Origin of the sequence: Hydrogenispora ethanolica, from assembly GCF_004340685.1 — a bacterium.
In the GTDB taxonomy this organism is placed as follows: Bacteria; Bacillota; UBA4882; order UBA8346; family UBA8346; genus Hydrogenispora; species Hydrogenispora ethanolica.
This window is the reverse complement of sequence record NZ_SLUN01000053.1, coordinates 1-15,756: the sequence shown is the minus strand read 5'-3', so window position 1 is coordinate 15,756 and position 15,756 is coordinate 1. Positions and strand designations below refer to the sequence as shown.

13 protein-coding genes are annotated in these 15,756 nt (G+C 53.6%); all 13 read right to left on the bottom strand.

The genetic code is table 11. The features are described from left to right. Window positions 1-184: 184 nt before the first annotated feature. The 13 genes from trpA to EDC14_RS24765 all read right to left on the bottom strand — a co-directional run bounded on the left by trpA (window position 185) and on the right by EDC14_RS24765 (window position 15,301). The gene (gene trpA, locus EDC14_RS24825; protein ID WP_132017556.1) at window positions 185-970 is read right to left on the bottom strand and encodes a tryptophan synthase subunit alpha; all 786 of its coding nucleotides are present in this window, start codon (window positions 968-970) and stop codon (window positions 185-187) included. Then, window positions 967-2,154, bottom strand: coding sequence for a tryptophan synthase subunit beta (gene trpB / locus EDC14_RS24820; protein WP_132017554.1), 1,188 nt, complete (start codon window positions 2,152-2,154; stop codon window positions 967-969). Before trpB ends, trpA begins: the two co-directional genes overlap by 4 nt. A gap of 51 nt (window positions 2,155-2,205) precedes the next feature. Beyond that, window positions 2,206-2,808 (bottom strand): phosphoribosylanthranilate isomerase, encoded by a 603-nt coding sequence (locus EDC14_RS24815; RefSeq protein ID WP_341540191.1) that lies wholly within the window; start codon window positions 2,806-2,808, stop codon window positions 2,206-2,208. Window positions 2,809-2,817: 9 nt separating this feature from the next. Further along, a complete protein-coding gene (gene trpC / locus EDC14_RS24810; RefSeq protein WP_132017552.1) occupies window positions 2,818-3,606 on the bottom strand; it encodes an indole-3-glycerol phosphate synthase TrpC in 789 nt (262 codons plus the stop codon). Window positions 3,607-3,617: 11 nt separating this feature from the next. Further along, window positions 3,618-4,628 (bottom strand): anthranilate phosphoribosyltransferase, encoded by a 1,011-nt coding sequence (gene trpD / locus EDC14_RS24805; protein ID WP_132017550.1) that lies wholly within the window; start codon window positions 4,626-4,628, stop codon window positions 3,618-3,620. Between the two features lie 43 nt (window positions 4,629-4,671). Further along, window positions 4,672-5,256, bottom strand: a complete 585-nt coding sequence (locus tag EDC14_RS24800; RefSeq protein ID WP_132017548.1) for an anthranilate synthase component II — start codon at window positions 5,254-5,256, stop codon at window positions 4,672-4,674. A 3-nt stretch (window positions 5,257-5,259) separates the two neighbouring features. Continuing rightward, on the bottom strand, window positions 5,260-7,578 hold the full coding sequence (gene trpE / locus EDC14_RS27105; RefSeq protein ID WP_132017546.1) for an anthranilate synthase component I: 2,319 nt from the start codon (window positions 7,576-7,578) through the stop codon (window positions 5,260-5,262). A gap of 174 nt (window positions 7,579-7,752) precedes the next feature. After that, a complete protein-coding gene (mtrB, locus tag EDC14_RS24790) occupies window positions 7,753-8,004 on the bottom strand; it encodes a trp RNA-binding attenuation protein MtrB (RefSeq protein WP_132017544.1) in 252 nt (83 codons plus the stop codon). Between the two features lie 77 nt (window positions 8,005-8,081). Next, entirely contained in the window at window positions 8,082-8,657 is a 576-nt protein-coding gene (locus EDC14_RS24785) for a cation:proton antiporter regulatory subunit (RefSeq protein ID WP_132017542.1), read from the bottom strand. Between the two features lie 80 nt (window positions 8,658-8,737). Next, window positions 8,738-9,967, bottom strand: coding sequence for an NAD(P)-dependent malic enzyme (locus EDC14_RS24780; protein WP_132017540.1), 1,230 nt, complete (start codon window positions 9,965-9,967; stop codon window positions 8,738-8,740). 36 nt (window positions 9,968-10,003) lie between these two features. Next, on the bottom strand, window positions 10,004-13,174 hold the full coding sequence (locus EDC14_RS24775) for a DNA polymerase III subunit alpha (RefSeq protein ID WP_132017538.1): 3,171 nt from the start codon (window positions 13,172-13,174) through the stop codon (window positions 10,004-10,006). Window positions 13,175-13,296: 122 nt separating this feature from the next. Further along, window positions 13,297-14,238: an IS982 family transposase gene (locus EDC14_RS24770; RefSeq protein ID WP_132017536.1), complete on the bottom strand. Its 942-nt coding sequence runs from the start codon at window positions 14,236-14,238 to the stop codon at window positions 13,297-13,299. 154 nt (window positions 14,239-14,392) lie between these two features. Then, complete coding sequence (locus EDC14_RS24765; RefSeq protein WP_132017534.1) at window positions 14,393-15,301, bottom strand: AEC family transporter; 909 nt, start codon at window positions 15,299-15,301, stop codon at window positions 14,393-14,395. Window positions 15,302-15,756: the final 455 nt, after the last annotated feature.

Genomic DNA, 15,756 nt, shown 5'->3' with positions numbered 1-15,756 from the left:
AAAATCCCAAAATCGATCCTCCAAATCGAAATTGTCAGGTGACAAATTGAAATTGCAGACATGAAAATTGCATTTGCCGGCCCGCCAGTTCAATTTGACGGGTTGCAAATGCAATTTGAATGATTGATATTCAGCTTTTGCAATAAAATTATAAAAACAAGGTTTTTGCGAGAAATTGCTTCGGTTATCCCGCCAAACCTTCTTTGAGGTTTCGCACCGCCGCGGTCACCTTTTGAAAACTGGAATCCTCGGCGATGGCCTGAACGATCGCGCTGCCCACAATCACCCCATCGGCCAGCTGGCCGATGGAACGGGCTTGCTCCAGAGTGGAGATGCCGAAGCCGACACCCACCGGTTTCGAAGTCTGCGTCTTGATCCGGGCGATGAAATCCGGGATCCCCGCCGGCAATTGGTTGCGGACCCCGGTAACTCCCTTGAGGGATACCGCGTAGAGAAAGCCCGTGGAAGCCTCGGCCGCCTGGCGGATGCGTTCCGCGGGGCTGGTGGGAGCCACCAAGAAGTTGAGGCCGATCTCATATTCCGACGCATAATGGCGCAGATCTCCCGCTTCCTCGGGCGGCAGATCGGGGATGATGAGTCCCGCGACTCCGCTCTCCCGGGCTTCCGCCATGAAACGCTCGATGCCCCGGTGGTAAAGGGTATTGTAATAGGCCATCAGGATCACCGGCGTTCCCAGGCCCGGAAGCACTTCTTTCAGGGTTGCCAGCAGCTTGGCGACGGTACAGCCGTTATTCAAGGCCCGCTGGCCGGCAGCCTGAATGATCGGGCCATCGGCCACCGGATCGGAGAACGGCACGCCGACCTCGATCAGATCCGCCCCCGCTTCGCTCAAGACCGTCAACAAATCGGCCGTCTCCCGTAGACCGGGATCGCCGCCCATCAGATAGGGAATCAGCGCCTTCCGCCGGTCGCGCCGTAATGATTCATACCGGGCCGCTACCTGATTCATAAAACCACCCCCATGCTTTGGGCGACGGTATGAATATCCTTGTCGCCCCGTCCCGAAAGATTAATCACCATGATCTGGCCCTCCGTTAACGTCGGCGCCAGCTTCATCCCCATGGCCACGGCATGCGAGCTTTCCAGGGCCGGAATGATTCCCTCGGTTTTAGTCAGATAATCGAAGGCGGCGAGCGCTTCCCCATCGGTCACCGCCTGATAGTTCACCCGGCCGCTGTCCTTAAGAAAGCTGTGTTCCGGGCCGACTCCCGGATAGTCCAGCCCGGCCGAGATGGAATAAGCCTCCAGCACTTGGCCGTCGGAGTCGGACAACAGGTAGCTCAATGCGCCGTGCAAGACGCCCGGCTCTCCCTTGCTCAGGGTCGCGGCGTGATGCTCCGTCTCCAAGCCTTCGCCGGCGGCCTCCACGCCCACCAGTTGCACCGCGGGTTCGGCGACGAATTCGTGAAAGATCCCCATCGAATTGCTGCCGCCGCCGACGCAAGCGACCACATAATCGGGGAGTTTGTCGGCGGCCTGCATCAGTTGCGCCCGGGTTTCGCGGCCGATGACGGCCTGGAAGTTCCGGACCATCATCGGATAGGGATGAGGGCCGACCACCGAACCGATCAGATAATAACTGTCGTCCACCGTGGCCACCCAGTCCCGCATCGCTTCATTGGTCGCATCCTTCAAGGTGCGGCTGCCCGAACGGACCGGAACCACTTCCGCCCCCAACAGGCGCATCCGGAAAACATTCAATGACTGGCGGGCAATATCGACTTCACCCATATAGACCGTGCAGCTCAATCCGAACTTTGCCGCGACCGTGGCGGCGGCTACCCCATGTTGGCCGGCGCCGGTCTCGGCGATAATCCGCTTTTTGCCCATGCGCTTCGCCAGCAAAATCTGGCCGAGGGCATTGTTGATCTTATGGGCGCCGGTATGATTCAGATCTTCTCTTTTGAGATAAATCCGTCCCTTGCCTAACTCCCGGCTGAACCGCTCCGCGAAATATAAGGGCGTCGGCCGGCCGGAGTAATGATGAAACAAGTCATCCAACTCCGCCGTGAATTCGGGATCTGTGGCGTAGCGCCGGTAAGCGGCATCCAACTCATCCAATGCCGCCATCAAGGTCTCCGGCACATATCTGCCGCCGAACCGGCCGTAATAGCCCGGGCGATTTTCGGTCATGATCCTCAACTCCTTGCTTGTTTCGTATAAAGTAATGGCATATATCGTGGGTCATAAAGACCGGGTCTGCTCCAACAATTGGCGAATCTTCAGCGGATCCTTGATGCCGGGCCTGGCCTCCACGCCGCTGGATAAATCGACCGCGTCCGGCCGCGCCTGTCGCGCCGCGGACGCAATATTCCCGGCATCCAGTCCGCCGGCCAGGATCAGCGGGTGCCCCAGGCCGCGGAACGCTTCGAAAAGCTTCCAATCGAAAGTGCACCCTGTTCCTCCCTCCACGCCCGGCCGGTAGGCGTCCACCAATACCGCCCGGATATTGGCCTCCCGCCACGGGGGAGCGGGTTGATCCCTCCCGGCCTTAAAGGCTTTAATGGCCCGGCCGTCCAGTCTTGCGGCGTCCGCCACCGTCTCTTCCCCGTGTAGCTGCGCGAGATCGAGCCGGCAATCACGCATGATCTCCCGGATTCGGTCCGGATCTTCATTGACGAAAACCCCGACCCGGATCACGAACGGCGGAAGCTGCCGGGTGATGGCCGCCGCCTGGGGGACGGAGACTTGCCGGGACGATGGCGCAAATACGAACCCCAGCGCGGCCGCACCGTGACGGGTACAGGCGAGCGCGTCCTCGAGGCGGGTAATTCCGCAAATTTTCACCGGCAGCAATTAGGCCACCCCCAATAGCTGCCGCAGTTTCAGGCCGGGATCGGCGGCCGTTACCAGGGTTTCGCCCACCAACACCGCTGCGACTCCGGCCTCTTCCAACCGGCTCAAGTCATCCCGGGTACGGATCCCGCTCTCCGAAACAGTGATGACATCCGCCGGAATCTTCCGGACTAGCTCCAACGTAGTCTCCAGATTCACCTGAAAGGTGCTCAGGTCGCGATTGTTGATCCCGATGACCTCGGCCCCGGCTTGCAACGCCGCCTCGACCTCCCGAAGACCGTGCACTTCCACCAAGGGAGTCAAGCCCAGGTCCTGAGCGGCGGTAATGAACCGGGACAACGCCTCTTCGCCCAGAACCGCCACGATCAGCAGCACCGCGTCGGCGCCATAGAGTTTGGCCTCGTACAATTGATAAGGGTCGACGACAAAATCTTTCCGCAGCAACGGAACATGACGGGTTTCCTTTTTAGCGATCCGCAGGTTTTGTAAGGATCCTTGAAAGAATGTCTCATCCGTTAAAACCGATAGCGCGGCAGCGCCGGCTTGTTCGTAAGCCGCCGCCAGTTGCCCCGGATCGAAATCGGCACGTAAAAGTCCTTTGGACGGCGAGGCTTTCTTCAGTTCGGCAATCAACGCCATCTCTTGCCGCTTGAGCGCAGACTTGAAATCCCGCGCCGCATCCGTCTCCGGTAAATCCGATATCAGAGCGATTAATTCCGATAGTGGCACTTCTTCTTGGCGAGCCAGGACTTCTTTTCGCTTATGGTTTACGATCCGTTCCAGATACATGGGTTTCTCCTTTAAACCGCTATCTTCCTGAGTTGTTCCAGTTTGGCATAGGGGGAACCCTCCTCGAGCAGCTTCCGGGACAGCGTTATCCCACCGGGAAGATCAGCGGCGGCTCCGGCCACCCATAGAGCGGCGCCGGCGTTTAACAGAACCACCGCCAAGCGCGGCCCGTTCTCTTCTCCCCTCAGAATGGCTTCGGTGATCCGGGCATTGGCGCGCGGATCGTCTCCGTGCAAGGTTTCATTGGGCGCTTCTTCCAGCCCCAGCTCCCCGGCTCGAAAGGCGAAGCTGGTAATCTGACCGTCTTGCAACAGACTGGCGTGATTCACGCCAGCCAACGATAATTCATCGAGCCCCCCCGCGCCATGGACTACCATCGCCCGGGCGACCCCCAACCGCCGCAATACTTCGGCCATTGGTTCGGTCAATTCCGCTTGATAGACTCCGATCAGTTGGCAATTGGCGCCGGCCGGATTGGTCAGCGGGCCCAACAGATTAAAGATGGTGCGGAACCCCAGTTCCCGGCGGGGACCGATTGCATGTTTCATCGCCAGATGGAAGACGGGCGCAAATAAAAAACCCATCCCAACCTCCTGCAGACAATGCTCCACCCGTTCCGGAGTCAAATCCACCTTCACGCCCAATGCTTCCAATAGATCGGCGCTGCCGCAGCGGCTGGAAACCGCCCGATTGCCGTGTTTGGCGACGGGGATGCCGGCTGCGGCGACGATAAATGCCACCGTGGTGGAGATATTAAAAGTATTGGCGCTGTCACCACCGGTCCCGCAAGTATCGATCACCACCGGCGCCTGGTAATGGACTTTCAAAGCCTTTTGCCGCATCACCCTGGCGGCGCCGGTGATCTCATCCACCGTCTCTCCCTTGAGCCGCAACCCGGTCAGAAATCCCCCGATCTGGGCCGGGGAGGCCTCGCCTTCCATGATGGCGGCAGTCGCGCGGATCATCTCTTCCTCGCTCAGGTCCTCTCCGCGAATAATCTTGGCCAAACTCTCTTTCAACACTCGACTCAGCTCCTCTTGACTGATTTTTGAGGTATTTCGTTCACTACGCCGAAATGGCGGGCACCGGAACCTTCAGAAAATTGACCAACAGTTGCTTGCCCGATTCGGTAAAAACTGATTCCGGATGAAATTGCAACCCATAGGTGGGATGGCTCCGGTGGCGTAACGCCATCACCAAACCGCCCGGCTCGCTGGCGGTGATCTCCAGCACGGCCGGGAACGAGGAGCGCTCCACGACCAAGGAATGGTAGCGCACCGCGGCGAATGGTTGTGGCATGCCCTCGAACAGCTCCTGCCCGTTATGATGAATCAGACTTTCTTTGCCGTGCACCGGTTCAGGGGCTCGGATGACTTTGCCGCCAAAAACCTCTCCAATGCATTGATGCCCCAGGCAGACGCCGAGGATCGGTATCTTCCCCGAAAAATGCCTGATGGCGGCCATGGAAATCCCGCTCTCCTTGGGGGTGCACGGACCGGGCGAAATGACCAGCCGTTCCGGCTGAATCGCAGCCAATTCATTCAAGGTAATCCGGTCATTCCGGAACACTCGAATCGCCACGCCCATTTCACCAAAGTATTGCACCAGATTGTAGGTGAATGAATCGTAATTATCGATGATGGCCAGCATTTTTCATCCTCCTAGCCGGGCCAGGGCCGCCAGAACGGCGCCGGCTTTATTCATTGTCTCTTCATACTCCCGCTCTGGTACCGAATCCGCCACAATCCCGGCGCCCACCTGAAGAACGGCTTTCTTATCTTTAAAAAGCACGGTCCGGATCGTAATACAGGTATCCAGATTCCCGTTGAAACCCAAGTAGCCGACGGCTCCGCCATAAAATCCGCGGCGCACCGGTTCCAATTCTTCGATGATCTGCATGGCGCGAATCTTCGGCGCCCCGGAGAGCGTGCCCGCGGGGAAGACTGCCCGTAGCAAATCGGTAGCGGTCATATCCGGCAGCAATTCGCCCCGAATGGTCGAGACAATGTGCATGACGTGCGAATAGTTCTCGACACTCATTAAATCAGTGACGGCCACTGAGCCGAATCGGCAAACCCGGCCCAGATCGTTCCGGCCCAGGTCCACCAGCATCACATGTTCAGCTCGCTCTTTCCGGTCATTCAGCAACTCCTTTTTGAGTTGTTCATCCTGAGCAGCGGTTGCGCCTCGCGGCCGGGTACCGGCGATCGGCTTCAAAAGAACCTGGGCTCCGGTCGACTGGACCATGACTTCGGGTGACGAGCCGGCCAGTTGAAACTCTCCGAAATCCAAATAGAATAAGTAAGGCGATGGATTGATCGTCCGGAGCACCCGGTAGAACATGAATGGATCGCCATGGCACTCTTGCTCGATCCGCTGGGATAACACTACCTGAAAGGCATCACCGGCCCGGATGTATTCCTTGATTTTTTCCACCCGCGCTTCATACTCGGCCTTGCTTAACAGAAAGTTCCGTTCCGGCTCTGAAGCTTGAGGATGCCGGTTGACTAATGGAGGCAGTTCAAGCTGGTTTTTCAAACGTTCGCCGAAGCGGCTGAGGTCCGCCATTCCCTTTTGATACGCAGCTTCGATCGTCGAGTGCGCCGCCGGTTCGACTAGCTCGATCAGGACAATTTTGTGGAGCACGTGATCAAAACAGGCCATGCAGCGTGGAACCATCCAGCGAAGGTCCGGAACTTCGGCGATTGCTTCGTGATGCTCGGGGATCGGTTCCAACAGCCGGACATAGTCATAACCAATATAGCCCACCGCTCCCCCATAGAACGGGTAAGGGACGTCCAAAGGCGCCACCTTAAGCTCGGAAAGCGCGGCGGATAGCTCTTGCAATGGATCGGAGTCCATGGCCTGGTGCGAATTAGCGGAATCGAGGATTTCGCTCCGTCTGCCGTTGGCAGTGAGCTGTAGCAACGGATCCCAGCCGATGAAAGAAAACCGGCCCAGTTGTTCGCCGCGTTCCACGCTTTCCAGTAAAAAGCGGCCCACCGGAGCGCCGGCAGTCAATTTGGCGAAAGCCGTAACTGGTGTCTCCGAGTCGGTGAGTAATTCGGCGTAAACCGGAATAAACCGATAACCGTCGTCCGCCAGCTGTTGAAATTGAGTCAAGGTCATGCCCGAATCCAGCTGGATAGGAGCCGGACTCCGGTGGATTGATGGATTGAGCTCCTCCATCAACCGTTCAAATTGATTGAGGTTTAAGGATTGGTTCCCATCGGATAAGGCAGTGTCGGGAGCGGGATGAACTTCTACGATCAAGCCGTCAGCTCCGGCAGCGATTGCGGCTTTAGCAACCGGAATCACCAGATCGCTGCGACCGGTCCCATGGCTGGGATCGGCGAAAACCGGCAGATGCGTCAATTGTTTCAGTAGCGGGATCGCATTAATATCCAATGTGTTGCGGGTAATCGTCTCGAACGTCCGGATCCCGCGTTCGCAGAGGATCACCCGGGGATTGCCTTCTACTAAAATGTATTCCGCCGCCTGGAGCAATTCCTGAATGGTGGCTGATAAACCCCGTTTCAACAACACTGGTTTTTCGGAACGGCCGACTGCCTTTAATAACTCGAAGTTCTGCATGTTGCGGGCGCCAACTTGCAAAACATCGGCATACTCGGCCACCAGGCCGATCTGATCGATGGCGGTTACTTCCACCACGGTAAAAAGCCCGGTTTTCTCGCGGGCTTCCGCCAATAACTGCAGGCCAGGCTCTCCCAAACCTTGAAAACTATAAGGGGAACTGCGCGGTTTAAAAACTCCGCCCCGGAGACCATGTGCGCCGGAGTTTTTGATATGCTCCGCGACTCGTAAAATCTGCTCGGCTGTCTCCACTGCACAAGGTCCGGCGATAATTACCGGCGTCCCGCCGCCGATCTCCACATCGCCAATGCAAAAAGAGCTATTTTTGCCATGAAAACCGACCAATGGCAAGCTGTCTAAAAATGCTTCTCGACTCAACTCGACTCCTCCTTCGGAAAAATAAAAAGACCAGACTCCTAAGAATCTGGTCTCCCAAAACCAAGATCTCTCAGCTCGTCTCCGCTATACTCATCCATTCCAACTCTACTAATCTCTACTCAAAAACAACTAAAACCAAAACTAAAAAAAATCTAAACTAAAAACTTTGACTCGTCAATCTAAAAATTCTTTGCCGCATTTGATCGTGCCAAGCTTCGTAAAGATCTCGGCTTTGCCGCGAATCTTCATGGCCGAAGTATGTTCAGTGAATTGAAAGATCATAACTTCGCCACGATCGAGCTTTTCGGTATGATGAAACCGGGTATCCTTGCCACGGGTCAAACCGATAATCGTGACTCCGTCTTCCAACGCTCTGACTCCGACATATTCTCCGCCGATGTCTTCCGTAAGTATCTCTTGCTCCATTATTACCCCCGGAAATTTCTGTATCCCGTTATCTCTTCCATTTATTATAGTCTTATCGCTCCGACAGTGTCAAGGCATTAATTTAAAATAGCTTCTGAAGTGTTTAAGTCCCCGAAGATAATCATCCGATCCCCGTCATTTAAGATCTCAGTCCCCTTGGGAAAGGCCGATAATTGCCGATTGCGTTCGATCGCCAGAACCAATAGGTTTTTCTTGCGTAAATCCAATTCTGCCAGAGATTTAGCCTTCAATTCCGAATCAGCGGCAACCGTCTTGTAAATGATTCCCCAGCCGGAGTTCAAATGAAAGACCCGGTCAAAGCCATGTTCGTTCCGGTGGCCCACCCAATACCAACCGCAGTGGAATACAATTAGCAATATCAGCGCAGCTCCAAAATACCATTCCTGAAAAACGAGCCAAAACACGAAATAGAAAAGGAGCATGAGCCACCAGGTTTTGGAAAGCAATGAAACCCAGCCGATCTCGGCGTCAATAGAATATTCAGCATGAGAGCTCCTGGCTACAATGAAATTCCAGGCGATCTGAAATGCTTTTGCGACTGAATTTCCGATCCGCGTCAAGCGGTACACCAAATACGATAAAGCCAATACGTTCATGAATAATAGAACCAGCATTTTTGGAAAGATTGTCATTCCGCTCTCACCCTCTACCAAGATATGCCGGTTGGAAGCGATATATGTCGTGATCTGAACGGCCGAAACAGCCTGAAGGCCTAAAGAATTCCCCGCTGCCGCCAGGCGGTTTCCAAGGCTTCGCGGGTTTGAGGCGTTCTCGCCACGCCGGTTGCCATGGCTGCCTCGGCCACGGCGAAGGCAACCGCAGGAACCACTCGACGATCGAAGGGGTTGGGAATAATATGGGTCGGGTCAAGCTCCCGCTCGGGAACGAGTGCGGCAATGGCCCGGACCGCCGCCACTTTCATCGGCTCGTTAATCGTGCTGGCTCGCACATCCAAGGCGCCGCGGAAAATCCCGGGAAACCCGATCAGATTGTTAATCTGATTGGGTAGATCGGAACGGCCCGTGCCGACGATCAAGGCTCCGACCGCATGGGCCAACTCCGGCATAATCTCGGGAATCGGATTGGCCATTCCAAAAATGATGGCCCGCTCATTCATGCTCTGCACCATTGTTGGGGTAACGATATTGGGGGCCGAAACTCCGATAAAGACATCGGCTCCGGTCAAGGCCGCGCTCAAATCTCCTTTTTGGCCCGTGGGATTGGTTAAGCGGGCCAACTCGGCTTGATAGTGGTTGATGCCGGGGTCGTCGGGGCTGAGAATTCCGGCCTTATCGCAGAGGCGCAAGCGAGTCGGAGTGATTCCGATTTGCAACAACATTTTGGTGATGGCAATCCCCGCCGCTCCAGCTCCATTCACCACAACTCGAACCTCGGACGGTTCTTTTCCCGCCACTTTTAAGGCGTTGAGCAACCCGGCGCAGCATACAACCGCCGTGCCATGCTGATCATCGTGGAAAACAGGGATGTTCATCGCCGCTTTCAGCTGTTCCTCCACCTCGAAACAGCGCGGTCCGGAGATATCCTCCAGATTGATCCCGCCGAACGTCGGCTCAAGCAAGCGAACCGTCTCGACTAATTGCCGGATTTCTTTCGTCGCCAAACAGATGGGGACTGCATCAATGTCCGCGAATTGCTTGAAAAGGACCGCCTTGCCCTCCATCACCGGCAACCCGGCGAGCGGACCGATGTCGCCCAACCCCAAGACGGCGGTGCCATCGGAGACTACTGCCACCATATTGCCGCGATTCGTATAATCGTAAACCAAATCGGGATCGCGCGCTATCTCCTTGCAAGGTTCGGCCACTCCCGGCGAATAGGCTAAGCTGAGATCCGCCGCATCCCGAATCGGAACCTTGGGAGCAACGGCTATTTTGCCCCGATTCACACGATGTAGATGCAATGCTGCTTCTCGTAGTTCCATAATAAAAAACCTCCTCAATCGTTCGTTGTCTACGGTTTACTCTTGTTGGGATGATAACCAGCGCAGTTGAGAAGCAAGAATTTTGTACCCTTCGTCCTGCTTTTCCAGGCGTCCTTTCACCAGTGCGACGCGATCCGGCTGGTAGCCATCCTTAACCTCTAGATATAACTTAGGAAATACGATCACTTCCACGACACCGGTCCAATCCTCTAACCGGATGCCAGCCATGGTTGAGCCCGACTTGGTGGCAATGGCCCGCCAACTGGTGACCACCCCGCCCAGTAATGCTTCCTTCCCATCGGGCTCCTCTTCGAGCTCACCAATGGCGCCGATCCCATTTTGTTGAAACTTCTCCCGCCACTCATCCAATGGATGGCCGGATAGATAGACCCCTAAATACTCCTTCTCGAATTGCAAAATCTCCCGCCGCGAAAATTCCGGCAGTACCGGGAGGCCCGGATCATATTGAAAACCGTCTTCATTGAAAGAGTCCATTAGCGAAAGTTGCGCTTTGTTCGTTTGCTTCACGGTGTTTTCCAGAATTCGATCGAGGCCGGCCATCATCTGCCGGCGGTTTGCTCCGGTGCCTTCCAAGGCTCCGGCCAGTATCAGACTCTCAATGACCCGTTTGTTGACCAACTGGCCGCTGACGCGCTGGCAAAAATCATATAATGACAGAAAGGGACCGTTCCGTCGTTCGGCGATAATCTTATCGATCGCACCGCCGCCGATATTTTTGATGCCGAGCAATCCGAAACGAATCCCGGCTCCTTCCGGATGGAAAGAATGGTGACTCACGTTCACATCCGGTCCTAGAATGGGTAGCTTCATCCGGCGGCATTCCTCGATATACAACCCAACTTTATCGGGGTTCCCAATCACGCTGGTCAACAGGGCCGCCATGTATTCCTGCGGGTAATTGGTTTTAAAATAGGCGGTTTGATAGACCACCAAGGCGTAGGCGGCGGAATGAGATTTATTAAACCCGTAACCGGAAAAATACTCCATCAGATCAAAGATCTGCACAGCGACTTCGTGAGAGATTCCTTGCGCCATCGCTCCAGCCACAAACTGCTCACCCATGGCCGCCAGGACTTCCGGCTTTTTCTTCCCCATTGCCCGGCGGATCAGATCCGCTTGGCCCAAGGTGAATCCGCCTAAAGCGCTGGCGATCTGCATCACCTGCTCCTGATAGAGAATGACTCCTCCCGTTTCTGCCAGGATCGGCTCCAGCGATGGATGCAAATAATTGGCGCGTTGCTGTCCATGACGGACCTTGATAAAATCATCGACCATCCCGCTGCCGAGCGGGCCCGGCCGGTATAATGCCATCAACGCGGTTAAATCGGCGATCCGCTCCGGTTTTAAACGCATCAGCAGCCGCCGGATGCCGGCGCTCTCCAGCTGAAACATTCCCAAGGTATGTCCGTCGGACAGCGCCCGGTACGTGGCTGGATCGTTCAGCGGGATCCGGTCGAGATCAATGATCTGACCCCGGTTGGAAGCGAGCCAGGCGATGGCGTCCCGCAGGACGGTCAAGGTCCGCAGCCCCAAAAAATCCATCTTCAGAAGGCCGATTGCTTCGATATCCTCCATCGGGAATTGGGTGGTAATCTCCCCTTCATTCGAACGGGTGAGCGGCAGATGGTCGGTAAGGGGTTCGCCGGCAATCACCACTCCGGCGGCATGGGTCGAGGCGTGACGGGGAAAACCCTCAATTCGCTCCGCGATCGCTAACAACCGGGCAATTTTCGGATTGTTTGCCTCCAATTCCTTCAATTCGGGAGAGGCATTCCGGGCCTCGGCAATGGAAATTCCCAATTCGTGCGGGATGAGCTTCGCGACCCTGTCCACTTCGCCATAGGGTAATCCCAGCGCCCGTCCGACATCACGCACTGCGGCCCGAGCCGCCATCGTCCCGAAAGTAATGATCTGGGCCACCCGCTCCTCGCCGAAACGCTTTCGCACATAATTGATGACTTCGCCCCGGCGTTCGAAACAAAAATCAATATCGATATCGGGCATGGAGATTCGCTCGGGGTTTAAAAAACGTTCGAAGAGCAAGTTATATTCCATGGGGTCCAAATTGGTGATCCCCAACAGGTAGGCAACCAAACTGCCGGCGGCCGATCCCCGCCCCGGGCCGACCATGATGCCATTCTTTTTCGCAAATTGTACAAAATCGCGTACAATCAAAAAATAGCCGGGGAATCCCATCTGGTTGATCACCCCAAGCTCATAAGCGAGCCGTTCTTCCCGGAGCGCATCCCAGGCGATACCCCTCGTGGTGATCCCTTCCCGGCAGAGCCGTTCCAGATAATCGGCGGGGTCCGATTGATCCGGAATTTGATACTGCGGCATATGCAGTTTGCCTAAATCCAGTTGCACATTGCACCGTTCGGCAATCCGCACGGTGTTGGCGAGCGCTTCGGGGTAGTCAAGAAATAGATCGGCCATTTCTGATGGACTCTTCAGATAAAATTCGCTGGTGGAAAACTTCATCCGGTTGGGGTCATCAACCGTTTTCCCCGTCTGGATGCACAACAGCACATCATGAACAGCAGCGTCCTCGCGGGTGAGATAATGGACGTCATTGGTGGCGACGAGCGGCGCCCCGCATTCCGCTCCCAAACGAGCCAGCGTCCGATTGACATTTCGCTGCTCCGCCAACTGCTGGTATTGGAGTTCTAAAAAAAAATGTTCTTTACCGAAAATCTCCTGGTATAATTGGACAGTCTGTTTCGCCTCGTCCAATTGGTTTTTAAGAATCTGACGCGCCACCGCCCCCGACAGGCATGCCGACAGCCCGATAAGCCCTTCGGCGTGGCGCCGGAGCAGGTCAAGGTCGATCCGGGGCTTGTAATAAAATCCGTTAACATTCGCCACGGAGACCAATTTTAAAAGGTTTCGATAGCCCTGGTCCGTCTCAGCCAACAGCACCAAATGAAACGGATTGTCATCAATTTTGGGTGCTTTGTCATGAAGGCTGCGCGGAGCGACATACACTTCACAGCCTAAAATAGGCTTGAGCCCTATTTTACGGGCTTGTTGATAGAATTTGAGGCAACCGTACATCACTCCATGATCGGTGATGGCAACCGATGTCATTCCCAACGCCTGCACCCTGGCCAATAACTGGCCAATCTCGGCGGCGCCGTCCAGCAACGAATATTGCGTATGAACATGCAGATGGATAAAATCAGCCATGGTTCACCCAATTTTTAAAAGATGAAGATTGTTTCGCGATTCGGGGCCGCGTTCCCTGCCGGACCCGGATCTTTTTACTTGTGGCCCGTCCTGGCTAACTTAACCTGTTGTGCTAGATAAAGTTAACCAAAGACAAGATGTTTGATCTTTGAGTGCATACTATGTCCGATAAGCATATTGATGAAATAGCAAAGACAATGAGCTAAGATTTTGGTTTGAATACGGGAAATAAAACCCCAATACGATTTGGCTAAAACTCTTTCAATGTTCAGTTGATTGGTAAGTTGAGAACCAGAAGTCTCAATTCTTCGCCGAAGCTTGAAAATCAGTTGACGGATAGCTTTGGGCCATTGTATTTTACTATGGTTCTTTGGCAGCGGCAAAAGATTGATCGCTTTTTCGGCTTTCAATTCAGAACCTAAATCGCTACTGATATATCCCTTATCACCGAGAATCGTGATTTTTTGATAGGGCTCCACCAAATCCCAGGTTGCGGCCCGGTCGTCAACATTGGCGGGAGTAATGGTAAAGTCCGTAATAAACCCATCGAAGGACCCCAATAAATGTAGCTTATAACCCAAATAGGTTTCCTTTTTGGAAGGACATTTCCCGTAAGTTGCTTCATAGCCTCGAAAAGTCTTGTGAAAATGGGCTCGCCCAAACTTACAGACCGGTAGTGGCAGACTGTCGATAATTCGGTATGATTGATAGACGTATCCAGTAATTTTTGCGATTTCTTTGCGAATGATCTCAATGACCCGATGAAGGTTTCGACAAGTTCGATTAAACCGCGTCCGGTCACAGAAATCTGGAAATAAGTCGCGCTGATTTTTCTTACAGAATTCAAACCAGGCTTTTTCTGAATCGATGGTAAATAATTCTCCGACGAGTCGAATGGTGATGATTTCACTGTCACTCATTTTTAAACTGCCGCTATTTCGTCGATGCTTGATGTCGATGGGGACGATTTGTTGGTAGATATCATCAATGACCGTATAAATCACTGTAAATAGGTCTTTGATATTTTCGATTTCCTTGATACAATATTGCTTGGAATCCAGCATTCTTGTCTCTCCTTATCTCTTTTAGCCATTTGATAAGTCGGACTTTTTTGCTGGATTTCTTATACCTTTTTTCGTTTTAAATAGCACAACAGGTTAACTTACGGGGAATGTTTCAACATTTCGCCCCTTCTTCAGCGATATGCGGTACTACTCGTTAGACTATCCAAATAATCAAGGGTATCGTCGCCACCGATAACAGCGTCGTCAGGAAGACCAGGCGGGAGGCGAATGCGGCATCGCCGCCATTTTGCTCGGCCAACGGCACCAACAGCGATGCCGCGGGCATTGCCACCGCCAAAACACAGACGCCCGTGATGATGGCGTTAAACTTCAATGCCATCAAAATCCCTCCCGTCAACAGGGGCAGCAGCAACAAGCGTATGAATGCGCCATAATACAAATCAAAACCACGGAAGAGATCGGCCGGTTTGATATCGGCGAGCATCGAACCGATAATCAGCATCGACAGCGGCGTTGTCATGGAGCCGATCAATTGGATGGCCCCCGTGACCGGCTCCGGCAAACGAATGGAGAAAAGAAACAGGAACATCCCGATGAAAACCGCAATGATTCCCGGATTCAGCAGCGCTTTCTTGGTGGTCTGCAGATCGGTCTTTCCTGTAAACGTCCCGACGCCGATCGTCCAGATGAACAGGTGAAAGACGACAATATAGATGGAGGTATAAAATATTCCAAGGCTGCCATAGAGACTCCCCACCACCGGATATCCCATAAATCCGCAATTCGTGAAAATGGTAGCCAGGCTAAGGACTTTCCGCCGCTCTAAAGGGAATCGCCAATAGATGAATTTAGAAATCAAAAATGATCCCGTATGAATGGTGAGTGAGATCAGAAAAACAAACCCGGCGGTGACCAGTTTCTCATGGGAAAAACTGAATTGAAACGCCGCAATCACCATAAAAGGAGTCGTAATATGAATCAGCAGTTCAGTTAGGCCTTTATTTAAAACAGGCGTGATGATCCGCCGTTTCCTTGCGATAAACCCGACTCCCATAATCAAAAAAAGCGTTACGACTTGAACGAAGATAACGTTTTTGCTCATAAGACTCCTTATCCAGATAGAATGCGATAGATAATCTCTTATTACGATACTACCTTTTATTCCGAATCACAACTCCCAAACCATAAAATCGCCTTGTGTTACAGGCTTTTTACAAAGTTCCGCCTTCAGATAGCCAGTATGTTACTCCGGTGGTTAAATATAGAAATGATAAAAGCGTTATGAAAAAACCTGTCCGCAGGTTGAGGAGCTGAAAGAGAACGTTTTATGGATCACGGATCGCTTTGGGTGACTGAAAGAGCTCATTCAGTCGCTCAGCGAGCTCGTTTTGTGGATAAGAGAGCTTGCTCAGTCGTTCAGCGAGCTCTTTTTGTGGATGAGTGAGCTGGTTTTGTGAATGAGCAAGCTGATGATTATAAAGTTAGATCCGCATAGGTAATCGGGACATGAGAAACGCAAGCTCTGAGCAATTTATCAAAGATCCGTTCTTCACAAAA